General features: G+C 26.1%; 22 protein-coding genes and 1 pseudogene. 17 read left to right on the top strand and 6 right to left on the bottom strand.

Features of this window, described 5'->3' with window-relative positions; all coding sequences use genetic code 11:
* Nucleotides 1-968: 968 nt before the first annotated feature.
* The 4 genes from MBORA_RS02165 (at nucleotide 969) to MBORA_RS02150 (ending at nucleotide 4329) form a co-directional block, all read left to right on the top strand.
* Entirely contained in the window at nucleotides 969-1748 is a 780-nt protein-coding gene (locus MBORA_RS02165) for a class I SAM-dependent methyltransferase (RefSeq protein ID WP_042692401.1), read from the top strand.
* Between the two features lie 489 nt (nucleotides 1749-2237).
* Nucleotides 2238-2624 (top strand): winged helix-turn-helix transcriptional regulator, encoded by a 387-nt coding sequence (locus MBORA_RS02160; protein ID WP_042692398.1) that lies wholly within the window; start codon nucleotides 2238-2240, stop codon nucleotides 2622-2624.
* A gap of 39 nt (nucleotides 2625-2663) precedes the next feature.
* The gene (gene mtrA, locus MBORA_RS02155; protein ID WP_042692396.1) at nucleotides 2664-3227 is read left to right on the top strand and encodes a tetrahydromethanopterin S-methyltransferase subunit A; all 564 of its coding nucleotides are present in this window, start codon (nucleotides 2664-2666) and stop codon (nucleotides 3225-3227) included.
* Nucleotides 3228-3471: 244 nt separating this feature from the next.
* On the top strand, nucleotides 3472-4329 hold the full coding sequence (locus MBORA_RS02150) for a DUF1002 domain-containing protein (RefSeq protein ID WP_042692393.1): 858 nt from the start codon (nucleotides 3472-3474) through the stop codon (nucleotides 4327-4329).
* Between the two features lie 556 nt (nucleotides 4330-4885).
* Here the strand turns inward: MBORA_RS02150 and MBORA_RS02145 are convergent.
* Nucleotides 4886-5740 (bottom strand): methanogenesis marker 8 protein, encoded by an 855-nt coding sequence (locus MBORA_RS02145; RefSeq protein ID WP_042692390.1) that lies wholly within the window; start codon nucleotides 5738-5740, stop codon nucleotides 4886-4888.
* Nucleotides 5741-5804: 64 nt separating this feature from the next.
* Between MBORA_RS02145 and MBORA_RS02140 the strand changes: the two genes are divergently transcribed.
* The 3 genes from MBORA_RS02140 to MBORA_RS02130 all read left to right on the top strand — a co-directional run bounded on the left by MBORA_RS02140 (nucleotide 5805) and on the right by MBORA_RS02130 (nucleotide 8159).
* Nucleotides 5805-6788 (top strand): helix-turn-helix transcriptional regulator, encoded by a 984-nt coding sequence (locus tag MBORA_RS02140; protein WP_063720167.1) that lies wholly within the window; start codon nucleotides 5805-5807, stop codon nucleotides 6786-6788.
* A gap of 336 nt (nucleotides 6789-7124) precedes the next feature.
* Nucleotides 7125-7463, top strand: coding sequence for a heavy metal-binding domain-containing protein (locus MBORA_RS02135; protein WP_042692383.1), 339 nt, complete (start codon nucleotides 7125-7127; stop codon nucleotides 7461-7463).
* 93 nt (nucleotides 7464-7556) lie between these two features.
* Nucleotides 7557-8159, top strand: coding sequence for a zinc ribbon domain-containing protein (locus MBORA_RS02130; protein ID WP_042692380.1), 603 nt, complete (start codon nucleotides 7557-7559; stop codon nucleotides 8157-8159).
* Between the two features lie 156 nt (nucleotides 8160-8315).
* Here the strand turns inward: MBORA_RS02130 and MBORA_RS02125 are convergent, their stop codons facing one another.
* Complete coding sequence (locus tag MBORA_RS02125) at nucleotides 8316-9083, bottom strand: hypothetical protein (RefSeq protein WP_042692377.1); 768 nt, start codon at nucleotides 9081-9083, stop codon at nucleotides 8316-8318.
* A gap of 245 nt (nucleotides 9084-9328) precedes the next feature.
* On the opposite strand from MBORA_RS02125, the gene MBORA_RS10195 reads away from it, so the two are divergent.
* Complete coding sequence (locus tag MBORA_RS10195) at nucleotides 9329-9628, top strand: M48 family metalloprotease (RefSeq protein WP_081738335.1); 300 nt, start codon at nucleotides 9329-9331, stop codon at nucleotides 9626-9628.
* 14 nt (nucleotides 9629-9642) lie between these two features.
* Complete coding sequence (locus MBORA_RS11430) at nucleotides 9643-9720, top strand: zinc ribbon domain-containing protein (RefSeq protein ID WP_081738364.1); 78 nt, start codon at nucleotides 9643-9645, stop codon at nucleotides 9718-9720.
* 2 nt (nucleotides 9721-9722) lie between these two features.
* Here MBORA_RS11430 and MBORA_RS02115 read toward each other — a convergent pair whose 3' ends face one another.
* Together MBORA_RS02115 and MBORA_RS02110 are read right to left on the bottom strand one after the other, a co-directional pair.
* The gene (locus MBORA_RS02115) at nucleotides 9723-11480 is read right to left on the bottom strand and encodes an ABC transporter ATP-binding protein (protein ID WP_063720166.1); all 1758 of its coding nucleotides are present in this window, start codon (nucleotides 11478-11480) and stop codon (nucleotides 9723-9725) included.
* Nucleotides 11473-13272 carry an ABC transporter ATP-binding protein gene (locus MBORA_RS02110; RefSeq protein ID WP_042692372.1) on the bottom strand — a complete coding sequence of 600 codons (1800 nt, stop codon included), beginning with the start codon at nucleotides 13270-13272 and terminating at the stop codon, nucleotides 11473-11475. Before MBORA_RS02110 ends, MBORA_RS02115 begins: the two co-directional genes overlap by 8 nt.
* Nucleotides 13273-13586: 314 nt before the next feature.
* Between MBORA_RS02110 and MBORA_RS02105 the strand changes: the two genes are divergently transcribed.
* From MBORA_RS02105 to MBORA_RS02090, 5 genes and pseudogenes are all read left to right on the top strand, one after another.
* The gene (locus MBORA_RS02105) at nucleotides 13587-14489 is read left to right on the top strand and encodes a class I SAM-dependent methyltransferase (protein ID WP_063720165.1); all 903 of its coding nucleotides are present in this window, start codon (nucleotides 13587-13589) and stop codon (nucleotides 14487-14489) included.
* 211 nt (nucleotides 14490-14700) lie between these two features.
* Nucleotides 14701-15012 (top strand): hypothetical protein, encoded by a 312-nt coding sequence (locus MBORA_RS02100; protein ID WP_147659472.1) that lies wholly within the window; start codon nucleotides 14701-14703, stop codon nucleotides 15010-15012.
* Between the two features lie 279 nt (nucleotides 15013-15291).
* Nucleotides 15292-15837 (top strand): hypothetical protein, encoded by a 546-nt coding sequence (locus tag MBORA_RS02095; protein WP_042692369.1) that lies wholly within the window; start codon nucleotides 15292-15294, stop codon nucleotides 15835-15837.
* A 302-nt stretch (nucleotides 15838-16139) separates the two neighbouring features.
* Nucleotides 16140-16196 (top strand): annotated as a pseudogene (locus MBORA_RS11425) (4Fe-4S binding protein); the annotation flags it as partial.
* Nucleotides 16197-16267: 71 nt separating this feature from the next.
* Nucleotides 16268-16993 carry a CRISPR-associated protein Cas4 gene (locus tag MBORA_RS02090; RefSeq protein WP_042692366.1) on the top strand — a complete coding sequence of 242 codons (726 nt, stop codon included), beginning with the start codon at nucleotides 16268-16270 and terminating at the stop codon, nucleotides 16991-16993.
* Here MBORA_RS02090 and MBORA_RS11285 read toward each other — a convergent pair.
* Nucleotides 16990-17568, bottom strand: coding sequence for a DapH/DapD/GlmU-related protein (locus tag MBORA_RS11285; protein WP_042692364.1), 579 nt, complete (start codon nucleotides 17566-17568; stop codon nucleotides 16990-16992). The two genes, MBORA_RS02090 and MBORA_RS11285, sit on opposite strands and share 4 nt — an antisense overlap.
* Nucleotides 17569-17726: 158 nt before the next feature.
* Here MBORA_RS11285 and MBORA_RS02080 point away from each other — a divergent pair, with 158 nt between their 5' ends.
* Entirely contained in the window at nucleotides 17727-18296 is a 570-nt protein-coding gene (locus MBORA_RS02080) for an XRE family transcriptional regulator (RefSeq protein ID WP_042692361.1), read from the top strand.
* A gap of 10 nt (nucleotides 18297-18306) precedes the next feature.
* Nucleotides 18307-19971, top strand: coding sequence for an AMP-binding protein (locus MBORA_RS02075; RefSeq protein WP_042692358.1), 1665 nt, complete (start codon nucleotides 18307-18309; stop codon nucleotides 19969-19971).
* Between the two features lie 235 nt (nucleotides 19972-20206).
* Here the strand turns inward: MBORA_RS02075 and MBORA_RS02070 are convergent, their stop codons facing one another.
* Nucleotides 20207-20611, bottom strand: coding sequence for a PaaI family thioesterase (locus tag MBORA_RS02070; RefSeq protein WP_042692356.1), 405 nt, complete (start codon nucleotides 20609-20611; stop codon nucleotides 20207-20209).
* 265 nt (nucleotides 20612-20876) lie between these two features.
* Between MBORA_RS02070 and MBORA_RS02065 the strand changes: the two genes are divergently transcribed.
* Nucleotides 20877-21209 (top strand): helix-turn-helix domain-containing protein, encoded by a 333-nt coding sequence (locus MBORA_RS02065; RefSeq protein WP_042692354.1) that lies wholly within the window; start codon nucleotides 20877-20879, stop codon nucleotides 21207-21209.
* Nucleotides 21210-21397: the final 188 nt, after the last annotated feature.

The following is a 21397-nucleotide window of genomic DNA, read 5'->3' as shown; positions in this document are numbered from 1 at the left end:
TTAATATTATTTTTTTTTGTATTTTAACTAATTGAACACTTGTTAAAAGATTAAAAAAATATGTCAAAGAGCTAAAATTGACAGTCATATTTTAAATTGAAAGTATCTTGAATTAAAATAATGGATTTATTTTATAAAGTCGCAAAGTACAAAATATAGTTTATTTCTTTTTGATTTAATGTAGTATTTTGTAATAAGATTATATTTTACATTTTTTACAGGATATGTCATAATAACTGCATTGTGAAATATTTATAATATTTGATGACCCTTGTGATAATTCTTTTTTAGCATTGCTTATGAAAAATTTTAGCTTTGTTTTATTTCTTGTACTTTTAACTTGACTTGAAGCGTAAAATGATTATTTAAGTGAAGCAATGTCAAATGCAAAGCACCTTCAGTAAGTTTTTTACATCTTCGTATTTTAAATAATGTAAAACTCCAGCAGCTACGAAAATAACTCCATTTTCTTTATTGAATGGAATATTATTAAACCAAGAATGATCTGTTAGATTACAAACATAATTTCTTTCTTTTTTCCCTCATGGTATATATTGATTACTTAGTTTTATTACTTTGTTTAAATCAAGATTTATCCAATCATTAGAATTATTCTTCATTTGTCTCCTAAGACAGGATAATTCAGCACCCATTTCAACAACACAAGCTTGAGGATGTATTTTTAAATAATCATTAATTGCTCATGATAAATTATATTGTCTAATAGCTCCAGTAAGACTTGCTACTTGCATGGTATAAAATATGAGGGGGTTTTTTTTAAATCCATTTCATTTAAAATTCTTTTAGCATCATTATCAGGTAGCATGGAGGGTAATTTTTCACAAGCTAATGCTCGGCACCATAATGGTATGTATAATGTTTGTTCAACACTATTTTTTTAAAATTTATTTGACATGATATCACTACAATAGAAAAGTATTAAAGTTTTGTTATGCCTAAATATTTTCATGTCTAAGTTTAATAAAGTTTCTAAAACCCTTTTTGTACCTATGATGGGAAGAATTTATTCAAGTGAAAATTATCCTAATATTTTATATGATAAAACAGCATTAAAATTAAAGCCTAAACTTCCCAATATCAATAAAAAACAATCAGAATACACATTTATGGCAAGTGCTGTTCGAAGTATGAATATTGATAGATATGTAAAGGATTATTTAAAAAGAAACACAAATGGAATTATTATAGAATTAGGTTGTGGACTTGAAACAACTTACAACAGATGTTATGATGGAAAAACTAAATGGTATGAGCTAGATTTACCTGAAGTAATTGAATATAGAGTGGAATTACTTCCCCAACATGAAAACCAAACTTTAATTAAAGGATCTATTTTAGAAGATGATTGGTTAGAAAATTTTGACCTAAATACTCCTGTTTTATTTATCGCAGGAGGATTATTTCATTATTTTTCTCATGATGAAGTAATTAAATCATTTAAAATATTGCAAAACTTTAAAAATGCGGAATTAGTTTTTGATACTTTAAATAAATGGGGAATTCGTGGAATTAAAAGATACATGAAAGAATTAGGACACGATGAAGCTACAATGTATTTTTATGTTGATAATGGAGAAAAATTAGCTAAAAAAATTGGAGCCACACTTTTAAGAGAAGAAAAATATTACAAACACACAAATAAAAAAGGAATGCAATTTATGACAAAATCATCAATGATAATATCTGATTTATTGAATATGGTAAAAATGATTCATTTAAAATTATAATTCATTCAAAATATTTATTGTTTTTTGTGTTTATTTTTTTGTATACCTGTGGTATCAGCTGAAGATAACTCTATTAATCATTTTCAGGAATAGCCATTGATGATGGAATATCTGACATATTAATTTAGGTATTAGCGAGTCTGCTAACTTTGATGTAATTTTCAATTACTAAGTCTAGTAATTTTACTAATGTCGTTGTTGGATCTAATAAGACTCATAATGGTACAACAAACAATACAACTAAAGTATTATAACCTAATTTAAGTGTTATAATGATTTTTAATACTTATATTGTTAATCTTGGAGATATTACAAGCTTTACAATTATACTTTTTTTAAAATAAATTTTATTAAAATGGATTTTATTTTTATTTAGTTATTTTTTCTAAATAAAAAAAATTCATAGTTCTTATAAACGAACTACCTATTTAAATAGTGATTTTGACCATAATATCAATTAGAGAGAGGATATTTTAGGAGGTGAAAATCATGGTTGAAACTTACCAGTACAGTCATGAAGATTGTTATATTAAAAAAACCCTTAAAATATTAAATAAAAAATGGGCAATTGTCATACTTAAAGATTTATTCACTGGTAAAAGGTATTTTAGTCAATTTCTTGAGGATAAACCCGACTTAAGAAATAATGTATTATCTTATACATTGAAATGCTTAGAAAAAAATCAGCTAATAGAAAAGAAAACTACCTCTTTGAATAAAACATCGACTGAATATCATTTAACTGTTAAAGGACGAAAATTAAATAAAACATTATATGAAATGGCAATGTTTGGTTTATATGAATTAAGCGATGAAGATTTAATTAAAAAAGAGGAAATAAAGTCTAAAATAACTAATATATTGTGTAATAATTAATTCTATTATTAGAATTAAATAAAAAATAGGGGTGTAGAAATGGTATCTAAAAAGAAAACATCTGAAATATGGCCAGTAATTACTGGAGATTATATTGTTGGAGATCCAGAAAGTCCAGTTGCAGTAGCTACATTAGCTTCTCATATAGAGTCAGAACTTTCTGGAGCAGCAATTGCAGGACCCTGTAAGACAGAAAATTTGGGAATTGAAAAAGTTGTTGCAAATATTATTTCAAATCCTAATATTCGATTCTTAATATTATCTGGTTCAGAAGTACAAGGCCACATTACTGGACAAAGTTTTAAAGCTTTGTTTGAGAATGGTGCAGAGGAAAATAAAAAGAAAATTATTGGAGCAACAGGTGCTATTCCCTTTGTTGAAAATTTACCTTTCGATGCGATTGAAAGATTCCAACAACAACTGGAATTAATTGATTTAATTGACGATGAGGAAATAAGTACTATTCAACAAAAAATTAATGATTGTATTGAACAAGATTGTGGTGCTTGTGAAGAAGAAACTTTGATAATATCATTTTCTGAAGAAAATGAACAAAGTATCATTGTTTCTAATGAAAAAAGTGATGTTGAATTAGAAGTGTAAATTTTAAATTTACACTTTCTTTTTTTTTAAATAACTCTTTAAAGTAAATAAAATTAAACTTATAATTATAGCTAAAACTGGTTATCCAATGTTTGTATAGATATTTTAGAAAACATTACATCAACAAATAAAACTTATGATTTAGTTGAAATAGTGTATAATATTTTATCTTGAAAATACTATTTAAAGAAATATTTAAATATTTGATGATGTAAAATAATTTATACAAATTGAGGTGATAATAATGCGTAAGATTACAATCAGTTTAATCATGTTAGTAATAATATGTGTTGCTGTTATGCTTCCATTAGCTGCTACTAGTCAATCAAATTCATTGGTTGTATCATATGGTGAAACTACATACCACAATTCTCAATACAAAAGTTTTGTTGATAATTACTTTGTTAACAATGCACATATTAACATGAACGATGTTGAAAGTGAAGTAGTAAGTGCTGAAGATGTTAATGAAATCTCATCAGGTATTTCTCAAAGAACATACTCTTCAAATCAAATATTTTCATCAGCATTACTTGATTTAAATGAAACAAATGGTATTACTATTACTGTAGATACTTCTAAAATCACAACTGTAACACCAGCAATGTTTAAAACAGCTCTTGATTCAGCTGGTATTAATCAAGGACATGTATATGTAACTAGTCCTGTTGTTTCTACTGGTGAGTCTGCTCTTGCAGGTATTATGGATTCTTATGAAGAAGCTACTGATATTGAAATTCCTGATAAAGTTAAAGAAGCTGCTAATGGCGAAATTCATGCTCAAAGTGAAATTGTTAATAATTCTAATGTTGATGGTGATAAATTAGCTAATTTAGTGTCTGATGTTAAAGAACAAGTTAAACAAGAAAATACTTCATCAAAAGATACAATTATTAATATAATTAACAATGTAGCTATTCAAAATAATATTAATCTCTCTGATGCCGATGTTGATAAACTTGCAGATGCGATTTCACAATCTCAATCTGTGCAAGATCAAGCTTCACAATATAAACAGCAACTTGATAGTTTCTTAAAAAGTGATGAAGGTCAATCAATATTCAATCAAATTATTAGTTATATAAAAAATTTTTTTAACTAAGATTTTTTTTATTTTTGGGTAAATAAAAATTTCTTGTGATTTAATTTTAAATTTAGGTTATTATAAATTTTTATATTGTTTTTTAAGCACTCCTAATAAATAATACCTTTAAATATTACTTATAATATATTATATACTATGCTCGTGAGAGTATATTAAAGGGAGTTTTTAAAAATGAGACATGGTAGAAGATATAGAGGTCGTCCTCTATTGAGGCCAAGACCTTATTCCTTATTAGGTTTAGTTGCTACTGGTATTGTAGCTAAAAAGGTGTATGATAAAGTAAAAGAATAGTTTAACTATTCCTTACTTCCTTTTTATTTTTAACTATTTTTAAGTTTCTTATTTATGTTTTCAGATGATAAGTAATAGTAAATATAAAATCCAAGCAAAATACGGTTGTAAAAAAACATGCAACTAATATCCAAGTTATAATTGGTATTATACCTCCAAATAATGTCATCCATTTAAGATGAATAGCAACTGCAAATAAAGCAATCATCTAATTCTCATTTGGAATAATATTTAATTAAAATGCAAAAAATACTCAGTGAAATTATATTAGTTTATGAGGCATATCACTTTTATCTCTAGGATAATTATTTGTGGTTAATTCTTTTTTAATAAATTTAAGTCTTGTATCAAGAAATTTTCTACCAGCACTGCTTGCACAGAAAATAGGAATCTTTTTACCATAATAATAAGGTTTATGTTCATCGGCATATTCAAAAATACTCTTTGATGCACATGCTGTTACAATGTCTGCATTTTCAAATATCATTTTTGTTTCATCTTCACTACATCCACTTGTATGTGCAACAAATATGTAAATATTTACATCATCATCAACAGGATAATTTCTAATTTTTTCAATGCTTTTAGATGGAATAACTGTTACTGCAATGTTTTTATAACCTTTTTTAATAGCTAGTTTTAAACCTTCTAATTGGTTTATTTCGCCAGTATTAGGATTTAAAACAACACATTCTTCTTTTTCTAGATTTCTAATAACTTTTGGAATAGGAGTTGTTTTTACAATGCAAGATACTCTCCCACCAACACCTTGAACAACATTAGGATTTTCCATTAAAATAGTGCCTGCACCATCACAAACACCAACTACACAATCAATATTTCCTTTTTCCATATTTGTTTTTAAAATTTCGGAAATACCGACTGTAACGGCATCATCCATTTTAATTATTCTATCTGGAGTACACATTCCAAAGTCTTTAATTCTAAATTCAATATTTTTACGAATAAAGTCAGAATCAATTTTTTTAACACCATAAAATGAATGAAACATTGGGCAATATTCAACATCGGATTCTCCAATTTCACTAATCTTTCCATTTTCAATAACTACTTTCACTTTACCTAACGTTTCAATCACATGTTTATCTTTATGCATATAACCAACTCATGTTAAAGTTTTTATAGATATTTTATATATATTATTAATTATAGGTGTTTTTATGAATTCTAATAGATATTATCTTAAAGATTATTTTAATAAAACAGATATTTTTAAAGATTCTAATAGTTATGTTATAGATAATGAGAATAAAACTAGCTATTTTTTAGATTTAGACTGTGGTAAGGGTAATATTATTAGTTATCACGTTTTTAATGGAATTGATCTTCAATTTAATAGTTTTAATTCACTAAATTGCAATCAACTTAGATTCACACCTGACGAAGATTTAATTGTAATAAATCATTGTAATAAGGGACGTTATGAATGTAGGGTGCAGGGAGATATTCTTCTTTATTTAGGTGAAGGAGAATTAGCTGCTAGTATAAGTAGTATTGATTATGATATTTCTGAATTTCCATTAGGATATTATGAAGGTTTAGAAATATCTTTTGATTGTAAGGTAGCTCAAAAATCATTAGATGAATTTATTGGTGTTGGTGAAATTAATTTATCTGAGTTATTTAATAAATTAAAAGAAAATGGTGGTTTTGTCATTGTAGGTGCTAAAGATGAAATAAACCACATTATTGGTGAGATTTATGAAGTTGATGATAATATTAATGAGGTTTATTTTAAATTAAAGATTGTTGAGTTTTTAATATTTTTATTGAAATTGGAAATTGGTGATACTAATACAAATAAAAATCACTGTTCATTAAAACATGTAACTATAGTTAAACGAATTAAAAATTATTTAATTGATAATTTAGACACAAATATTACTTTAAATGATTTATCAAATAGGTATGGAATCAGTAAAACATCTATTAAAAATTGTTTTAAAGAAGTTTATGGTAAATCTATTTTTCAGTGGAGAAAAGAATATCGTCTTCAAGTTGCAGCTAATCTTTTAATTTCATCAGATAAATCAATTAAAGAAATTTCAACCGAAATTGGATATAAGAATCATAGTAAATTTTCATCTGCATTCAAAGAATATTTTGAATTAACTCCTTCATCTTACCGCAGTTTAAAAAAATAACTAGATTAATTAAGAAATTTTTTCCATAATTTAACCAGTTAATTAAATTAGATATTATTTAAAAAAATAAACCATGGTAAAATCAATTAATATAAAATCAATCTACTTTAGAGTTATTTTCTCGGGAGGAGGAGACTCATGGATTTAATTCACATTTACTGTCAAATTGTAGATTAGGTATTAGTATGTGTTGATTGTGGTTGGACAATAAAAAGAAGAGTATTTATATTAAATTTACACAAACAATTAATATGTATTGATGATGGTTGAACAGCGATTAGAAAATATTGGGCATGTCCCAATTTTTCTATTTTAATTAAAATTAAGGTGATAAATATGGTAAATTTTGAAAAATTTCCGATTTCTAGTGCAAATTACATTGCTGGGTATAAAGTTGTTGAAAATAAAGGATTTGTATATGGTTTAACTGTTCGAAGCCGGGGTATTGGTGGAGATATAGGAGCTGGTGTTAAATCTATTTTTGGTGGAGAAATCAAACAATATGTTAAAATGATGGAAGAATCAAGAGATGAATCTATTGAACGATGTATTACCCATGCAAAAGAATTAGGTGCAAATGCAATAGTTTCTTTAAGAATGGATTCAGATAGTATTTCTACAAATATGCAAGAAGTTTTAGCATATGGTACTGCTGTTGTTATTGAAAAAGAATAATCTTTTTTTAATTTAATTAATGCTAATTAATAGCATTAATCACATATTTAATACATAATCATTAAATATTATTATTTTCATATGTTATTATTAATGAAATGCAGTAAATGTGGTAATGAAAATAAGGACACAGCTAATTTTTGTAAAGTGTGTGGAAATAAATTATATTCTAAAAACACTGAAACTAAATCTAGTTATAATCAAAAACTTATTATAATAGCTTTAATATTAGTGATTATTATTTTAATTGCTGCTATTTCCTTTTTAACTGTTAATAATAATCCAGATACTTCAGATGATGTTAATATTAAAAGTGCAGATAGTATTGAAGATGGAGCTGCTGAAAGTGAGGAAGTCACACATACTCCAACAAAAACATCTTCTGTTGAATCTCATGAAAAGTCTTGGCAGTTAATTGGTAGCTATTCAGGATCAGGTTCAGGTTTTGAAACAATTTCTGTACCTCCAGGTAAAATTAAAGTAGAAGTTTCTGCTTATCCTATTAAAAATTATGCTACTAATCATGTATATGTTTCAGGTTCTAATGGTAAGGAAATTGGTGTTGATTGGGGTTCAAAAAGTGCTGTTAAAACTAGATCTGATTCTGTTACTTATACTTCAGATACTAGTGAAACCTTTAGTATAGATTATTATGAAACTGTAAGTTGGGAAGTTAACTTCTATATTTATGAATAATTTCCTAAACTTTTTTTCTTTTTTTTAAATTAAAACTATAATAAATTAAAATAAATAACAAATAATAAAACTAGTTAATTATTATATTCAGAATTAATTAAAACAATCAGCATGAAATAAAATAAGATTTTATGTAGTTATATATATACCATAAAACTATTCAATTACATGAACATCGGCATCACTATCAAATGGATTAGTACGTATAGCTAATGAAATCATGTACGGGTAAAATTGATTTAAATATTTTAAATAGTAAATCCACTCATATACAAGGTGAGTATATACTCTTTTAATATCTCCAGTTAAATGATTAAAATCAACATCATCAATATTACTTAAATCTCCTCTACGAGAAAGTTCTTCATCTAAATGTAAAAGAGCAAGAACTAAAGCTGAAAATTCATCTTTTTCAAATAAATTTGGATTATTTATAAGGTTAATAATGAATTCTCTGTTTTTTTCAATACTAACATGAATGCTGGTTAAGAATTCTTCACGATCTTCTAGTGGAACATCAGCTTCAAAATCAATTGGAGAGTCTCTTAATTCTTTTAATTTATTTTCATAATCTTTATCTGTCCAATTTTTAATTGATTTTAAGTCTTTGGTTTTTGATTTATTTTTATTAGCTTTACTAATTTCACTAATTAAATCATTACCTATTTCAGTAAAAAAAGTTCCCATAAGCATGTCTAATTTTTCGAGAATAGCTTCTCTTTCTTTTTTACTCATAATTCCATCAAGTAATAATGCAACAATAAGAATATTTACAGGAATAAAACCAATTTGTTTCCATAAGTATGCAACAACTTCTTCTGGATCACCTAGAACAATAATTCTAGATACGAAAAAAATAGAAGCAATTATTAGCATAACAATAGCAAATTTAAATTTCCAACTTCTTCCACTATTTCGTCTCATTTAATAATCTCCATAATCTTTAAGATTTCCCCTAAGTTATTTTTATATATTTAATATTTAACACTAAATTAATTATATACTTTTATTTCAATATTATTAAATAGTGTTTATATGAAAGAGGATAGGAGCGCCACTAATCCATTTACAGGAAAAAAAAGCACTTTGATATATTAATGATGATTTTTTAAATGAATCTTATATGATTTAAGACAAACAAACTATTAGATGATACTAACAATGGAAAAATTTTAGCTAATATAACTATTAGATTAATAAATGCTGTTGAAGAGTATTTAGCAAGTATTGGCAGGTCTGTAATACAATCTTTTTCAAGACAACATGAACTTGAAGCAAATAGGCTGGGGATGACAATTATTAATTGGGCAGGATACGATATATCTGGAATTCCTAATTTTTGGAGAAAAATGAGTCAAACATCATCTCATGAGTTCGATTTCTTTTCAACATATCCTGCAGATTCTAAACGTATTAAAAATATCGAGAATTTATTAAAAGAAATTAAAACAAATAATAATTTATTTTAAGCTAATAGTAGCTTTTGTCCAATTGTGGAAATCCAATAAGTGAAGATGATTATATTTGCACTAATTGTGGTAAAAAATTAAAGGAAAATTAAAATTAATTAATTTTCCAATTAATGCTTTTGTTTTGTATATTAACCATTTTATAAAATATTCCTTCATTTTCAAGTAATTCTTCAGGAGAACCCTCTTCAACAATAAAACCATTATCAAGTACAATAATTTTATCAGCATTAGCTATTGTACGCATACGATGTGCAATAATAATAACTGTTTTATTTTGAATAAGACTTGATAATGCTTTTTGAATTAATGATTCGTTTTCAACATCTAAAAATGAAGTAGCTTCATCTAAAAGAATTATTGGAGCATTTTTAAGAATAGCTCTTGCAATAGAAATTCTTTGTCTTTCTCCACCTGAAAGTAATGCACCATTTTCACCAATTATAGTATCATAGCCTTCTGGTAACTTTAAAACAAATTCATCACATTGAGCAGCTCTTGCAGCTTCAAATACTTCTTCATCACTGGCATCTTTTTTACCAATTCTAATGTTTTCCATAACAGTATCATTAAAAAGCACTACATCTTGGAAAACAATAGAATAATTTTCTAAGATCTTTTCTGAATCAACATTAGCTAAATCTACTCCACCTAAAGACACACTACCTTTATCAGGATCCCAAAATTTAGCTGCTAATTTAGATACAGTACTTTTACCTCCACCGGATGGGCCGATTAATGCAGTTACTTCTCCTTGTTTTGCTGTGAAGTTAATATTATTTAAGGTATTGGTTGAATCTTCTTTAAAATCATTATATGCAAATTCAACATCTTTAAATTCAATATCGTATCCATCTAAGGTATAATTGTCTAAACTTTCTTTTGGAACAAGGGAATTAATTTCTTTCATATGTTCAATTTTTGTATTTGAAGCAATAATTTCAGCTAAAAACTGCAATGCGTTTTCAACTGGTGTAAATACGATAGCCGATGAGATCAAATAAACTAAAAATACGAATATGGACACTTCATTGTTGACAATTAAACTTGCTCCATAAAGCATAACTGATATGACACCTAATTTTAATATCATTTGTCCAATAATGACTCCAGGAGCTAATGCTAATTCAGTTTTAATTCTCATTGATTCTAAATTTTTGAATTTATTAGATAATTTATTTAAATATTTTTTTTCATAATTATATGATTTTAAATCACGAATAGACTCAATGCATTCTTGAATTCCATCTGTTGATGAACGGACTTCATAATGTAATTTTTCAGAGTATTTCTCATTAAGGGATTTAAATATAAGAAGCACGGCAAAAGATACAGGGACTGGCCATAGAAGAGCAATTGTTAATCTCCAATCAAAAGTTAAGAATCCTATTGTAATTATAATAAGGGTTATTATAGAACCTGTTAATTGAGGAATTGCATGTGAAAATACATGTTCTAAGTCAGTACAGTCATTCATAATTGTTGAACTTAAATCAGTTAAGTCTCTATTTTCAAAGAAAGCTAATGGAAGTTTTCTAAGACTTTCAGCTAAATTAATCCTTCTCTTTCCACTTTCAGTATATGTGGTGGTGTATAAGAAATAATACTGTCTGTAGTGTAAAATAAATATAATTCCCAAAACAACTAATATTGCTAGAATAAAAATGCCTAAATTAGGTTCTATATATTCTCCACCAGTTAAAGGTGTGATTAATAAGTATAGTAATCCTATATATAAACCTACAGGAAACATTAAACTTATATTTCCTAATACTGTGTAAATAATAGATTTAACTAAGTTTTTAGATCCCTCTTCAGTTAGTTCAAATCTCTTAGAAAAGTAATCAATCATTTAAATCACCTTCATTAACTAATTTCCATTGTATTGATTTGTTATATTCTTCCCACATTGATGAATAGAATCCATTTAACTCTAATAGTTCATTATGGGAACCTTCTTCAATGATTTCACCATTATTTATAACAATTATCCTATCTACATTTTGAATTGTTGATAATCTATGAGCTATTACAAGAACTGTTTTTCCTTTTGTGATTTCTGAAAGTGATTTTTGTATTTTGAGCTCATTTTCAGGATCAGCTAATGCAGTAGCTTCATCTAGAATAACAATAGGCGCATCTTTTAAAAGAGCTCTTGCAAGAGCAATTCTTTGTTGTTCACCACCAGATAAATAAAGTCCTTTTTTACCAATTTCACTATCAATTCCATCTTTTAATTTTTCAATTATATCGCTACATTGGGCAATTTCAAGAACTTCTAAGACTTTTTCACGACTTACAGATGAATCTCCCATTCTTACATTATTTAATATGGTATCTTTAAATAATTGGATATTTTGAAATACAAATGAAACGTTTTTCATTAGTTCCTCTTGGGACATATTTTTAATGTTCACGCCACCAATAGTAATTTCGCCTTCATTTACATCCCAAAATCTTGGAACAAGTGATGCGATTGTAGATTTACCACTTCCAGATGGACCAACTAAAGCAACAGTTTCACCTTCATAAACTTTAAAGTTAATATTCTTTAAGGTTCCATCATCATGATTTTGAGAGTTATTATAATCAAAATATACATTATTAAACTCAATATCATAGTTATTTGGTGATTGAGGATTAGAGGTATAATCTAGCGGTTTTTCATTTAATATAGTGTCAATTTTATCTATTGCATCACTTGCTATCATCCAATTTTGACTTACATACATGATTTTATTTAACATTACAGCAGCAAATGGTGTAAATATTATATAAAATATTAATTTTGATAAAAATGTAATATCAATTACTGAAGCTGTAAATAAGATTCCTACAGGGATTAATAGTGCAAAAAATCCATTTATAGATACTGTAAATGCAGTAAATGGTATTTGGGTAGATAATGTGTAGTTAGATACAAATTTACTATATTTTTTAATTGAATCATAGAAGTTTTTATATGAAAATATTGTTTGTTGAAATGTTTTAGTTACTGGCATTCCCCTAATATATTCAACTGCTTCTGCATTCATATTTTCAAGTGATCTTTGGTATAAAATCATGAAATTTTTACTTTTTGAACTGAACATTGGAATAAACATTGAAAATGCTATAAGTAGTGGAATTAGACATATTAACCCAAGTAACCAATCTACATAGAATAATATTATTAAAAATATAATTGGTGTTATTAATGCACCAATTAAGTCTGGTAACATATGAGCTAAAAATGCTTCTGTTTTTGAAGTACTATAATCTATAATTTTACTGAGTTTTCCAGAACTGTTTTTTGTAAAGTATCCTAATGGTAATTTAACAATATGATCAACAGCTTTTTGCTTCATATTTTTTTCATTATGAAATGCAGATAAGTGTGTTGACATTAAAGCAAAGAAGTATATTACTAAATTTAATATTGCAAATGTTAAAGCCATTATTGCATAGTTTTCAAGATTTTGAGCATTATTTATATTTGGAAATGCCAAACAAATTGCATCAACAAATTTCCATATATAATAAAATGGCATCATGGCACATATTGCAGCTACTGCAGATAAGATACAACCAAGAATACTTAAATATTTATATCTTCCTGAAAAGCTTAAAAGATAAAAAAATCTATTTTTATTAGTTGTTTTCATTTTTCTAACCTATTTTTTCTTTATTTAGGGTAATAATTAATTAGGTAAACCTAAAAATTATTATTTAAACTAAAAGGTCCATTTCTTAATTTTATTAAATAAAACTTAAAATGTAACTTTTAGTTAAAAATAGAATAATTAATTTTTTATTGTAAAAAATAAGAATTATCCTAAATATATATTAGATATCTTAAAATAATATATAAATATTATCATACCTAAAAGACAAATTAATCCAAAAAGACAAAATATTTATTTGGTATACCTAAATATATTTAAGTATTAAATAAAAATATTTAATTGAGGTAATTAAAATGTCTGTTGATACTTCGATTTTAAATAATGATGTAAATACATCTAAAATAGATAGATTGATTAGCCCTATTATGAATAAAATCTTTATTAATTGCCGTAAACCTGGTGGTTTTATGGGTTCAAAGATGATTAAAGGAATGAATGAAGATCATTTACCTATCCATAAATGGGGATTTGAACATATTGAGGTTAAAAATGATGATATAATTTTAGATGTAGGATGTGGTGGGGGAAGTAATGTAAATAGATTTTCAAAATTAGCTAAAAAAGGTAAAATTTATGGACTAGATTATAGTAAAACAAGTGTTAATGAGTCAATTAAATATAATAAAGACGAAATTGAAAAAGGACAAGTTAAAATTGTACAAGGAGACATATCAAAAACAGAATTTAATGATAATGCATTTAATATTGTTAGTGGATTTGAAACAAATTATTTTTGGCCAGATTTAGAAAAAAGTTTTAAAGAAATATATAGAATTCTACAGGATGATGGATACTTGTTTATTTGTAATGAAATGCAAAAAAGAGATACGATTAATCCAATGATTCAATATTTTTGTGACATAATGGATATGAAAATGTATTCTGAAGAAGAATATAGGAAATTATTAGAATCAATTGGTTTTAGAGAAATTAAATTTTATTCTAAAGACACACATACACAAGAAGAATTTCGACAATACATTCAAAACACTAAGCCATTTGAAATTAAATATATGTTTAAAAGGATGTTTAAAAAAGAATACTTAAATTATTTAGTTAAAGAAACTAAAAGTAAAAACTTAGGCGATTTGCTTTTAAGAATAGGAAATGGTGAAGATTTTTTTTACATTGAAGAAGATTTAAATAAGATTGCTGAATTTATACCTCATTGGTTTTCAGTTTATGCAAAAAAATAAATTCTGGTTATAAAATATTTTTTAATTAGATTTTATTTAGCTTCATATAAGCTAATTTAATTCGTATTATCTTAAGTTTGAAATTATATTCTTAATATTCATTTAATATAATGTTAAAATATTCTATTAATTAAATAAGCTTTTTTCAATCGAATTTTTGTAAACCTAAAATCGAAAGTATTATTAGGCATGCCAAAATAATATAATAAGCATGAGAGCTAGACATCGTAATGGTGGGTCTCCGTCATTGTTAGGCCTATTTATAGAACACGCAGCAAAACAAGCAATAAATACTGCAATAGAAAATAATAAGAGAAATGCAAATACTGATATTGTTTTTAGGATAAGAACAAGATTTTGTGATGGGCTTAGATGCCAAAAATGTGTATTAGCTTGTCCTAATAATGTTTTAACATTTAATGGTGGAAAAATAGCTATTAGGGATATTAAAGACTGTAGTTTTTGTGGAATATGTGAAGTAGCATGTCCAAAAAATTGTATTACAGTTAAAAAGAAAGTTTAAATTAATTTAATCACCACATTAATATTTTTTTAATAAGTAAAAAACAAATGAAAAACTTTAAATATAAGTTGTTGCCATAAGTTAATCTTGCAATTGATATAGAAAACCACACCATTATATCAAAATAGAATTTTGACTCAATGAGTTGATAAAATGACACCACAAAAATATTTAACCTATATTTCAGCTATTTAATAAGTACATATTCACCTTTTAATTAGATAGCTAATCTAGTAATTCAATTGTTAGAAATTAACCGCACCATTCGGAGAAAATAAAATGAATATTAATGTGAAAAAAACTATTTTAAATGCTGTAAATGTAAATGATGAATTTCCATTCTATGTAGATGAATTATCTAAAAATAACACCATGCCAACATATATGGGTCTTGCAGATGAAAAGTATACTTTCTATGAAATGAATGATGAATTTTTTGATTTTATTTCAAGAAAAATAAACAAAAACGGAATTTATATTAGATTAGTTCATGTATTTGGGGAAGCTTTTGGATTTACAAATCCAGAAGATATAATTGAAATCAATACACAAGGCAATATCTCTACATTTGGTATTGAGACTGGAAAATTTAAAAAAGACATTAAAACTAATGAACAAATTGAAGTGTGTGATGTTTTAGATTATGGTGTTAAAATTAAAGGAAATGAAATAAGCTTTGGAACAACAATCTTTTTAGATTATAATCATCTACCTTATTTTGCAGAGTTTGGATCTGTTAATAAAAATCGGGATTTATCACTAAACAATCCTTTAAACAAGAGTCTAATTGAAATAATGAAAGATTGTATTATATATGATAAATAAAATATTATTTTATAAGTTGAATTTTTTCAACTTATTTTTTTAGTTTAGAAAATAAATAAACAAATAATATTATAGAGTAAACTTTAAGGATTATGATTCTGCAGATTCAATTACTTTGGATTATAATGATGTTTTAAGTAGTTTTCATGAATTTAAGATTTAGACATATTTGAAAAGGTCAATCTATCAATAGTTCACTTTTTATATAGTGGACTATTTTTTAAAAAAGGAAATATAGGGCTGTTTGTCAGATAGGAGTTCTTAGATTAATAAATGGAAAAATATTAAATATTTAATCTGGTGAATGTAGTTACTGCGAAGTATGTGTTGATGTTTGTCCAAGGAATGTATTACAGTAGAGGATGATTTCTAACTTTATAAGAGAAATTTTTTTAAATATTAAATTCAATATTTAATTTAAGGTCAAATTATGAGATTATCTAAATCAAAAATAAACACTTATTTAAAATGTCCTCTTGAATTTAAATATCAATATATAGATAAAATAACTCCAGAAGAAAGTATTTACCTTCAAATAGGAAAAGAAGTTCATTATTTAGCAGAACAATTCATATATTTATATCAAGAAAATAAAATTGAAGATAATTTTTTAAAAACAATGTATGATTTAAATAAAAAACATTATCCAGAAACCAATTATCATGATCACTGTTATAATTTAGCTAAATTTTTTAAAGAAACAATTATAGATAAGAAATTAGATGTATATATGGCTGAGGAATACTTAATGGATGAAAAACATAATTTTAGTGGTATAGCGGACATTGTTTTGAGAAATCCAAAAGATGATACATTAACCATAATAGACTACAAAACAGGAAAAACTCGTTCAATTACTCCATATAGGCGAGAATTATGTTATTATAAAATGTTAATTGAAGAGTTATATCCTGAAGAAAATATAACTCAAGCAGGAGTGTATTTTACAAAAGAAGGGGATTATAGATTCTTAAATTTTACAGATTCAACTAAAAAGAGAACATATTGTGATAAAACTGAGTATCAAGAATATATTAATTTAATTGATGAGGTAAGATTCAATATTAATCAGGGAAAATTTCCACCTAAAAAACAATTTTTATGTAAATATTGTACTTTTTCTAAACAATGCCAAAAGGATAATATATTTTTTTAAATTTGCACATCTCTTATATATTTTGCAGGTACACCCCCAACAATAGTATAAGGTTTTACATCTTTAGTTACAACAGCACCTGCAGCTATTATTGCTCCATCACCTATGGTAACTCCTTGAAGAACCACAGCAGCAGAACCAATCCATACATCATCACCAATATGGATAGATTTTGGAATAAGATTTTGTCTTTCTTTTGGATTTTCACAGTGATTTAAAGTAGCTAGAATAACACCATGTCCTATTAAAACATTTTTTCCAATCCAAATTCCACCTTGGTCTTGAAATTTACAATCACTATTTATAAAAACATTTTCTTTTAAATGAATATTTTTACCGAAATCAGTATAAAATGGTGGGAATAAACGAAAATCATCACTTACTTCACTACCAATTAATTTAGAAAATAAGTCTCGAATTTCTTCTTGTCTATGGAAATTATTGTTAATTTCACATGTAATTTTACGAGCTTCTTCACTAAATAATGTTGAATATTTTCCAATATCTGAATCCATATCAACAACACTACTATTATTAAAATGTTCAATGAATTCATCTAAATTAACTAATTTCATAATATTATGTTGTTTTTATCAACATTTATTCTTTTTCATAATTTTAAATAAAATAAAGTTTTAGATAAAATATGGAAAAATTAGAAAAATATTAAATATATAAATCATATAAATTGTTTTATTGTAATTTATTCAGCTAACCTATTAAAGGTGAAAAGATGGAAGAAAATAAAAATTTTGCTTTAAAAGTTAAAAGTATCAGAGAAAGACAACAAATGACTATAGAAGAGGTTGCAGAAAAAAGTGGTGTAAAAATAGATGTTTTAAAAGCAATAGAGTCTGGAGAAATAATCCCATCACTTACTCCATTAACTAAAATGGCAAAAGCTTTAGATGTTAGACTTGGAACTTTTCTTGATGATGCACCACAATTAGGTCCTGTAGTTGTAAGAAATGGAAAACCTGACAATGTTTTATATTTTTCAGGAAGAGAAAACAATACAAAATCAAGTAATTTAGAGTTTCATCCATTAGGTGCAGGTAAAATTGATAGAAATATGGATCCTTTTATTATTGATATTACTTATGAGGAAAATTATGAATTGTCATCTCATGAAGGTGAAGAATTCATTTATGTACTTGAAGGGGAGATTGAAGTAGAATATGGAAAAGACAAATTTATTGTAAAGGCTGGAGATAGTATATATTACGATTCGGTTGTACCCCATCATTTACATGCACATGATGAAAAAGCAAGAATATTAGCTGTTTTATACACTCCATTCTAATGGTGATAATATGAGTGAACTATTTACAGAACTTTCATTAGGAAAATTTTTCGAAAAACAAGTTGAAAAACAGCCTGATCATGAATTCATGGTTTATCCAGATAGAAATCTTAGATTTACTTATAAAGAATTTAATGAAAGAGTTGATAATTTAGCTAAAGGGTTATTAGCTATTGGTATAAGAAAAGGTGATCATGTAGGTATATGGGCTAAAAATGTTCCTGAGTGGTTAACTTTCATGTTTGCAACTGCCAAAATTGGAGCAACAATTGTAACTGTAAATACAGCTTATCAAATTCATGAGTTAGAATATGTTTTAAAACAATCAGATATGAAAGCAATAGCTATGACTGATAGATTTAGAGATATAAACTATTTTGAAATTATGCATAATCTTGTTCCAGAAATGAAAGAATGTGAAAGGGGATTACTTGAAAGTGAAAATTTTCCATATTTAAAAAGCATTATCCACTTAGGCCAAGAGAAACACAGGGGAATGTATAATACTAATGAATTGTTATTACTTGGAATGAATTATGATGATGAGGAATATCAAAAAATAAAAGATTCTGTAACTCAACATGATGTAATTAATATGCAGTATACAAGTGGTACTGAAGGTTTTCCTAAAGGAGTAATGCTTACAAGTAGAAATATAGTAAATGATGGTTATTATATTGGAGAAAATATGAACTACACTAGTAATGATAAGCTATTATTGCAAGTACCTCTATTTCATTGTTTTGGAACAGTTTTAGGTGTTATGGCTGTAATTACTCATGGTTCTACTTTAATTGTTTTAGAAGAATATGATCCACTATTGGCAATATCATCTATTCAAAAAGAAAAATGTACTTCACTTTATGGAGTACCTACAATGTTTATTGGTATGATGAATCATCCAATGTTTGACATGTTTGACATGTCATCTCTTCGTACTGGAATTATGGCAGGGTCAACTTGTCCTGTTGAAACAATGAAAGATGCTATTGAAAAGTTAAATATGAAAGAAATTACTAGTGTTTATGGATTAACAGAAGCCTCACCGGGATTTACTCAAACTAATGCTAGTGATTCTTTTGAGAAAAAAATTCACACAGTAGGTAGGAAGTTCCCTAATGTTGAGGTAAAAATTATTGACCCTGAAACAGGCAAAGAAGTAGGTGTTGGTGAAGCTGGAGAAATCATGTGTAGAGGATTTAATGTTATGAAAGGATATTATAACATGCCTGAAAAAACTGCTGAGACTATTGAAGAAGATGGATGGTTACATACAGGAGATTTAGCTACTGTTGATGAAGATGGATATTATTCAATTGTTGGACGTATCAAAGACATGATTATTAGAGGTGGAGAAAACATTTATCCACGGGAAATTGAAGAGTTTTTATTCACTAATGACTGTGTTCAAGATGTTCAAGTAGCAGGAATTCCTGATGAAAAATATGGGGAAATTGTAGGTGCTTTTATTATTAAAAATGAAGGATTTGATGATATTACTGAAGCAGACATTCGTGATTTTTGTATTGGTCAAATTGCAAGATATAAAGTGCCTAAATATGTTTTCTTTGTTGATGAGTTTCCTCTTACAACAAGCGGTAAAATTCAAAAGTATAAACTAGGAAATATTGGTTTAGAGCTTCTTGAAAAAAGAAAAGAAAATGGTGAATTATAATAAGAAGTAATTATTTTATATATGCTTCTATAAATTTTCTTTTCAACTAAATTAATTTAAATATTGACTCTATTATTATTTTTTTAAACACCATTTATATACTGGGACAATCTAATAAAATTATGGGTTGAAAATATGATTACTTGCCAGTATATGGATGTTTAAATGATCCATCAGCAGCAATTTGTGAATCTTGCCGTTCTGATTTATCAGATTCTCTTGAATGGGATTATGACTAAATATTTAACTTGAAACCAGTTCCGATAAATTGAGCAACATCTCTTCCAACATCATCAAATACATTGATGTTAAGTACAGATGTTGTTCGGCCATCTTTTTTACAAACTGCTCTTGCAAAGAGTTTTTTGCCTTTAGGGGCATTTAAATAATTAATGTTTACTTGTTGAGCAACAGTAGGCCTATGTAACTGATTAGACAATACTGCAAATGCAAAATCTGCAAGAGTAAATATTACACCTCCCATCACACCACCATAAGCATTTAAATGGTTCTTATTTAGAGTCATACTACATAAACATTCCTTTTCACTTAATTCATCTAATTCAATTCCATTACTTGAAGCAAATAAATCATTTTTAAAAAATTCTTTTGCCTCATTTATATTACTAAAACTAACCATATATTCGTCTCCACTTAGTTTATCTATAAAACTTTAACATACATATTATGTTTTCCTGTAAATATAATTGTCATTATTAGATATAATATTATTTAATGAATCTGTTTTAAAACATAGTTATCTGTAATTATTGCATAAAAAGTTAAAAAAGCTAAATGTTTTAAGAGTATATAGAATTTGATGGAATATTTTTAGTTAGATTTATATAATATTTTATTCCAAATTTATTATTAAGAATAAAAATTTTTTTAGTTAGGTGATTAAAATGAATGAAACAGTGGGTGATAGATTAAAAAGATTAAGAAAAGATTTTAATTTTACTCAAAATCAAATTGCAGATTATTTGGGTTTTAAACAAGGACAAATTGCAAAATTAGAAAATAATGAACGAAAATTAAAGGGTAGTTCTTTAAATAAGTTATCTAATTTATATAAATGCTCTCCAGAATATATTATTACAGGAAAAGGAGAATATTCCAAAATAAATTTAGCATTTAGATCTAATAATAAAAATATATCCTTAGAAGATATTTCTGAAATGAATAGAATCATTGATAATTTGGAATTTTTATCAAGAATTACAGAAAGATTAGAATAGTAATTGATTTTAAAAGTAGGTTAGACTATGAATTCTGAAGATTATAAAAATTATTTAGAAATATAGTTTTTCTCGAAAAGTTTATACCATATAAATTACAAATTAATATTCATGGTAAAAAATAGCAAAAAAATTGAAGGACATCTTGAATTGGATGAAATTAAAGAGGTTATGAAAGAATATAAAGA

The organism is Methanobrevibacter oralis, assembly GCF_001639275.1.
Lineage (GTDB): Archaea > Methanobacteriota > Methanobacteria > Methanobacteriales > Methanobacteriaceae > Methanocatella > Methanocatella oralis.
Note: the sequence above shows the minus strand (reverse complement) of the source record. Positions and strands in the feature narration are given on the sequence as shown.

Bases quoted from the DNA above. Each gene is read 5' to 3' on its own strand.
- MBORA_RS02095 (WP_042692369.1), top strand. From the start codon at position 15,292: ATGAATATTAATGTGAAAAAAACTATTTTAAATGCTGTAAATGTAAAT.
- MBORA_RS02145 (WP_042692390.1), bottom strand. From the start codon at position 5,740: ATGCATAAAGATAAACATGTGATTGAAACGTTAGGTAAAGTGAAAGTA.
- MBORA_RS02070 (WP_042692356.1), bottom strand. From the start codon at position 20,611: ATGGTTAGTTTTAGTAATATAAATGAGGCAAAAGAATTTTTTAAAAAT.
- MBORA_RS02140 (WP_063720167.1), top strand. From the start codon at position 5,805: ATGAATTCTAATAGATATTATCTTAAAGATTATTTTAATAAAACAGAT.
- MBORA_RS02090 (WP_042692366.1), top strand. From the start codon at position 16,268: ATGAGATTATCTAAATCAAAAATAAACACTTATTTAAAATGTCCTCTT.
- MBORA_RS02075 (WP_042692358.1), top strand. From the start codon at position 18,307: ATGAGTGAACTATTTACAGAACTTTCATTAGGAAAATTTTTCGAAAAA.
- MBORA_RS02150 (WP_042692393.1), top strand. From the start codon at position 3,472: ATGCGTAAGATTACAATCAGTTTAATCATGTTAGTAATAATATGTGTT.
- MBORA_RS02110 (WP_042692372.1), bottom strand. From the start codon at position 13,272: ATGAAAACAACTAATAAAAATAGATTTTTTTATCTTTTAAGCTTTTCA.
- MBORA_RS02115 (WP_063720166.1), bottom strand. From the start codon at position 11,480: ATGATTGATTACTTTTCTAAGAGATTTGAACTAACTGAAGAGGGATCT.
- MBORA_RS02160 (WP_042692398.1), top strand. From the start codon at position 2,238: ATGGTTGAAACTTACCAGTACAGTCATGAAGATTGTTATATTAAAAAA.
- MBORA_RS02105 (WP_063720165.1), top strand. From the start codon at position 13,587: ATGTCTGTTGATACTTCGATTTTAAATAATGATGTAAATACATCTAAA.
- MBORA_RS02125 (WP_042692377.1), bottom strand. From the start codon at position 9,083: ATGAGACGAAATAGTGGAAGAAGTTGGAAATTTAAATTTGCTATTGTT.
- MBORA_RS02165 (WP_042692401.1), top strand. From the start codon at position 969: ATGTCTAAGTTTAATAAAGTTTCTAAAACCCTTTTTGTACCTATGATG.
- MBORA_RS02080 (WP_042692361.1), top strand. From the start codon at position 17,727: ATGGAAGAAAATAAAAATTTTGCTTTAAAAGTTAAAAGTATCAGAGAA.
- MBORA_RS02135 (WP_042692383.1), top strand. From the start codon at position 7,125: ATGGTAAATTTTGAAAAATTTCCGATTTCTAGTGCAAATTACATTGCT.
- MBORA_RS11285 (WP_042692364.1), bottom strand. From the start codon at position 17,568: ATGAAATTAGTTAATTTAGATGAATTCATTGAACATTTTAATAATAGT.
- MBORA_RS02065 (WP_042692354.1), top strand. From the start codon at position 20,877: ATGAATGAAACAGTGGGTGATAGATTAAAAAGATTAAGAAAAGATTTT.
- MBORA_RS02130 (WP_042692380.1), top strand. From the start codon at position 7,557: ATGAAATGCAGTAAATGTGGTAATGAAAATAAGGACACAGCTAATTTT.
- MBORA_RS02100 (WP_147659472.1), top strand. From the start codon at position 14,701: ATGAGAGCTAGACATCGTAATGGTGGGTCTCCGTCATTGTTAGGCCTA.
- mtrA (WP_042692396.1), top strand. From the start codon at position 2,664: ATGGTATCTAAAAAGAAAACATCTGAAATATGGCCAGTAATTACTGGA.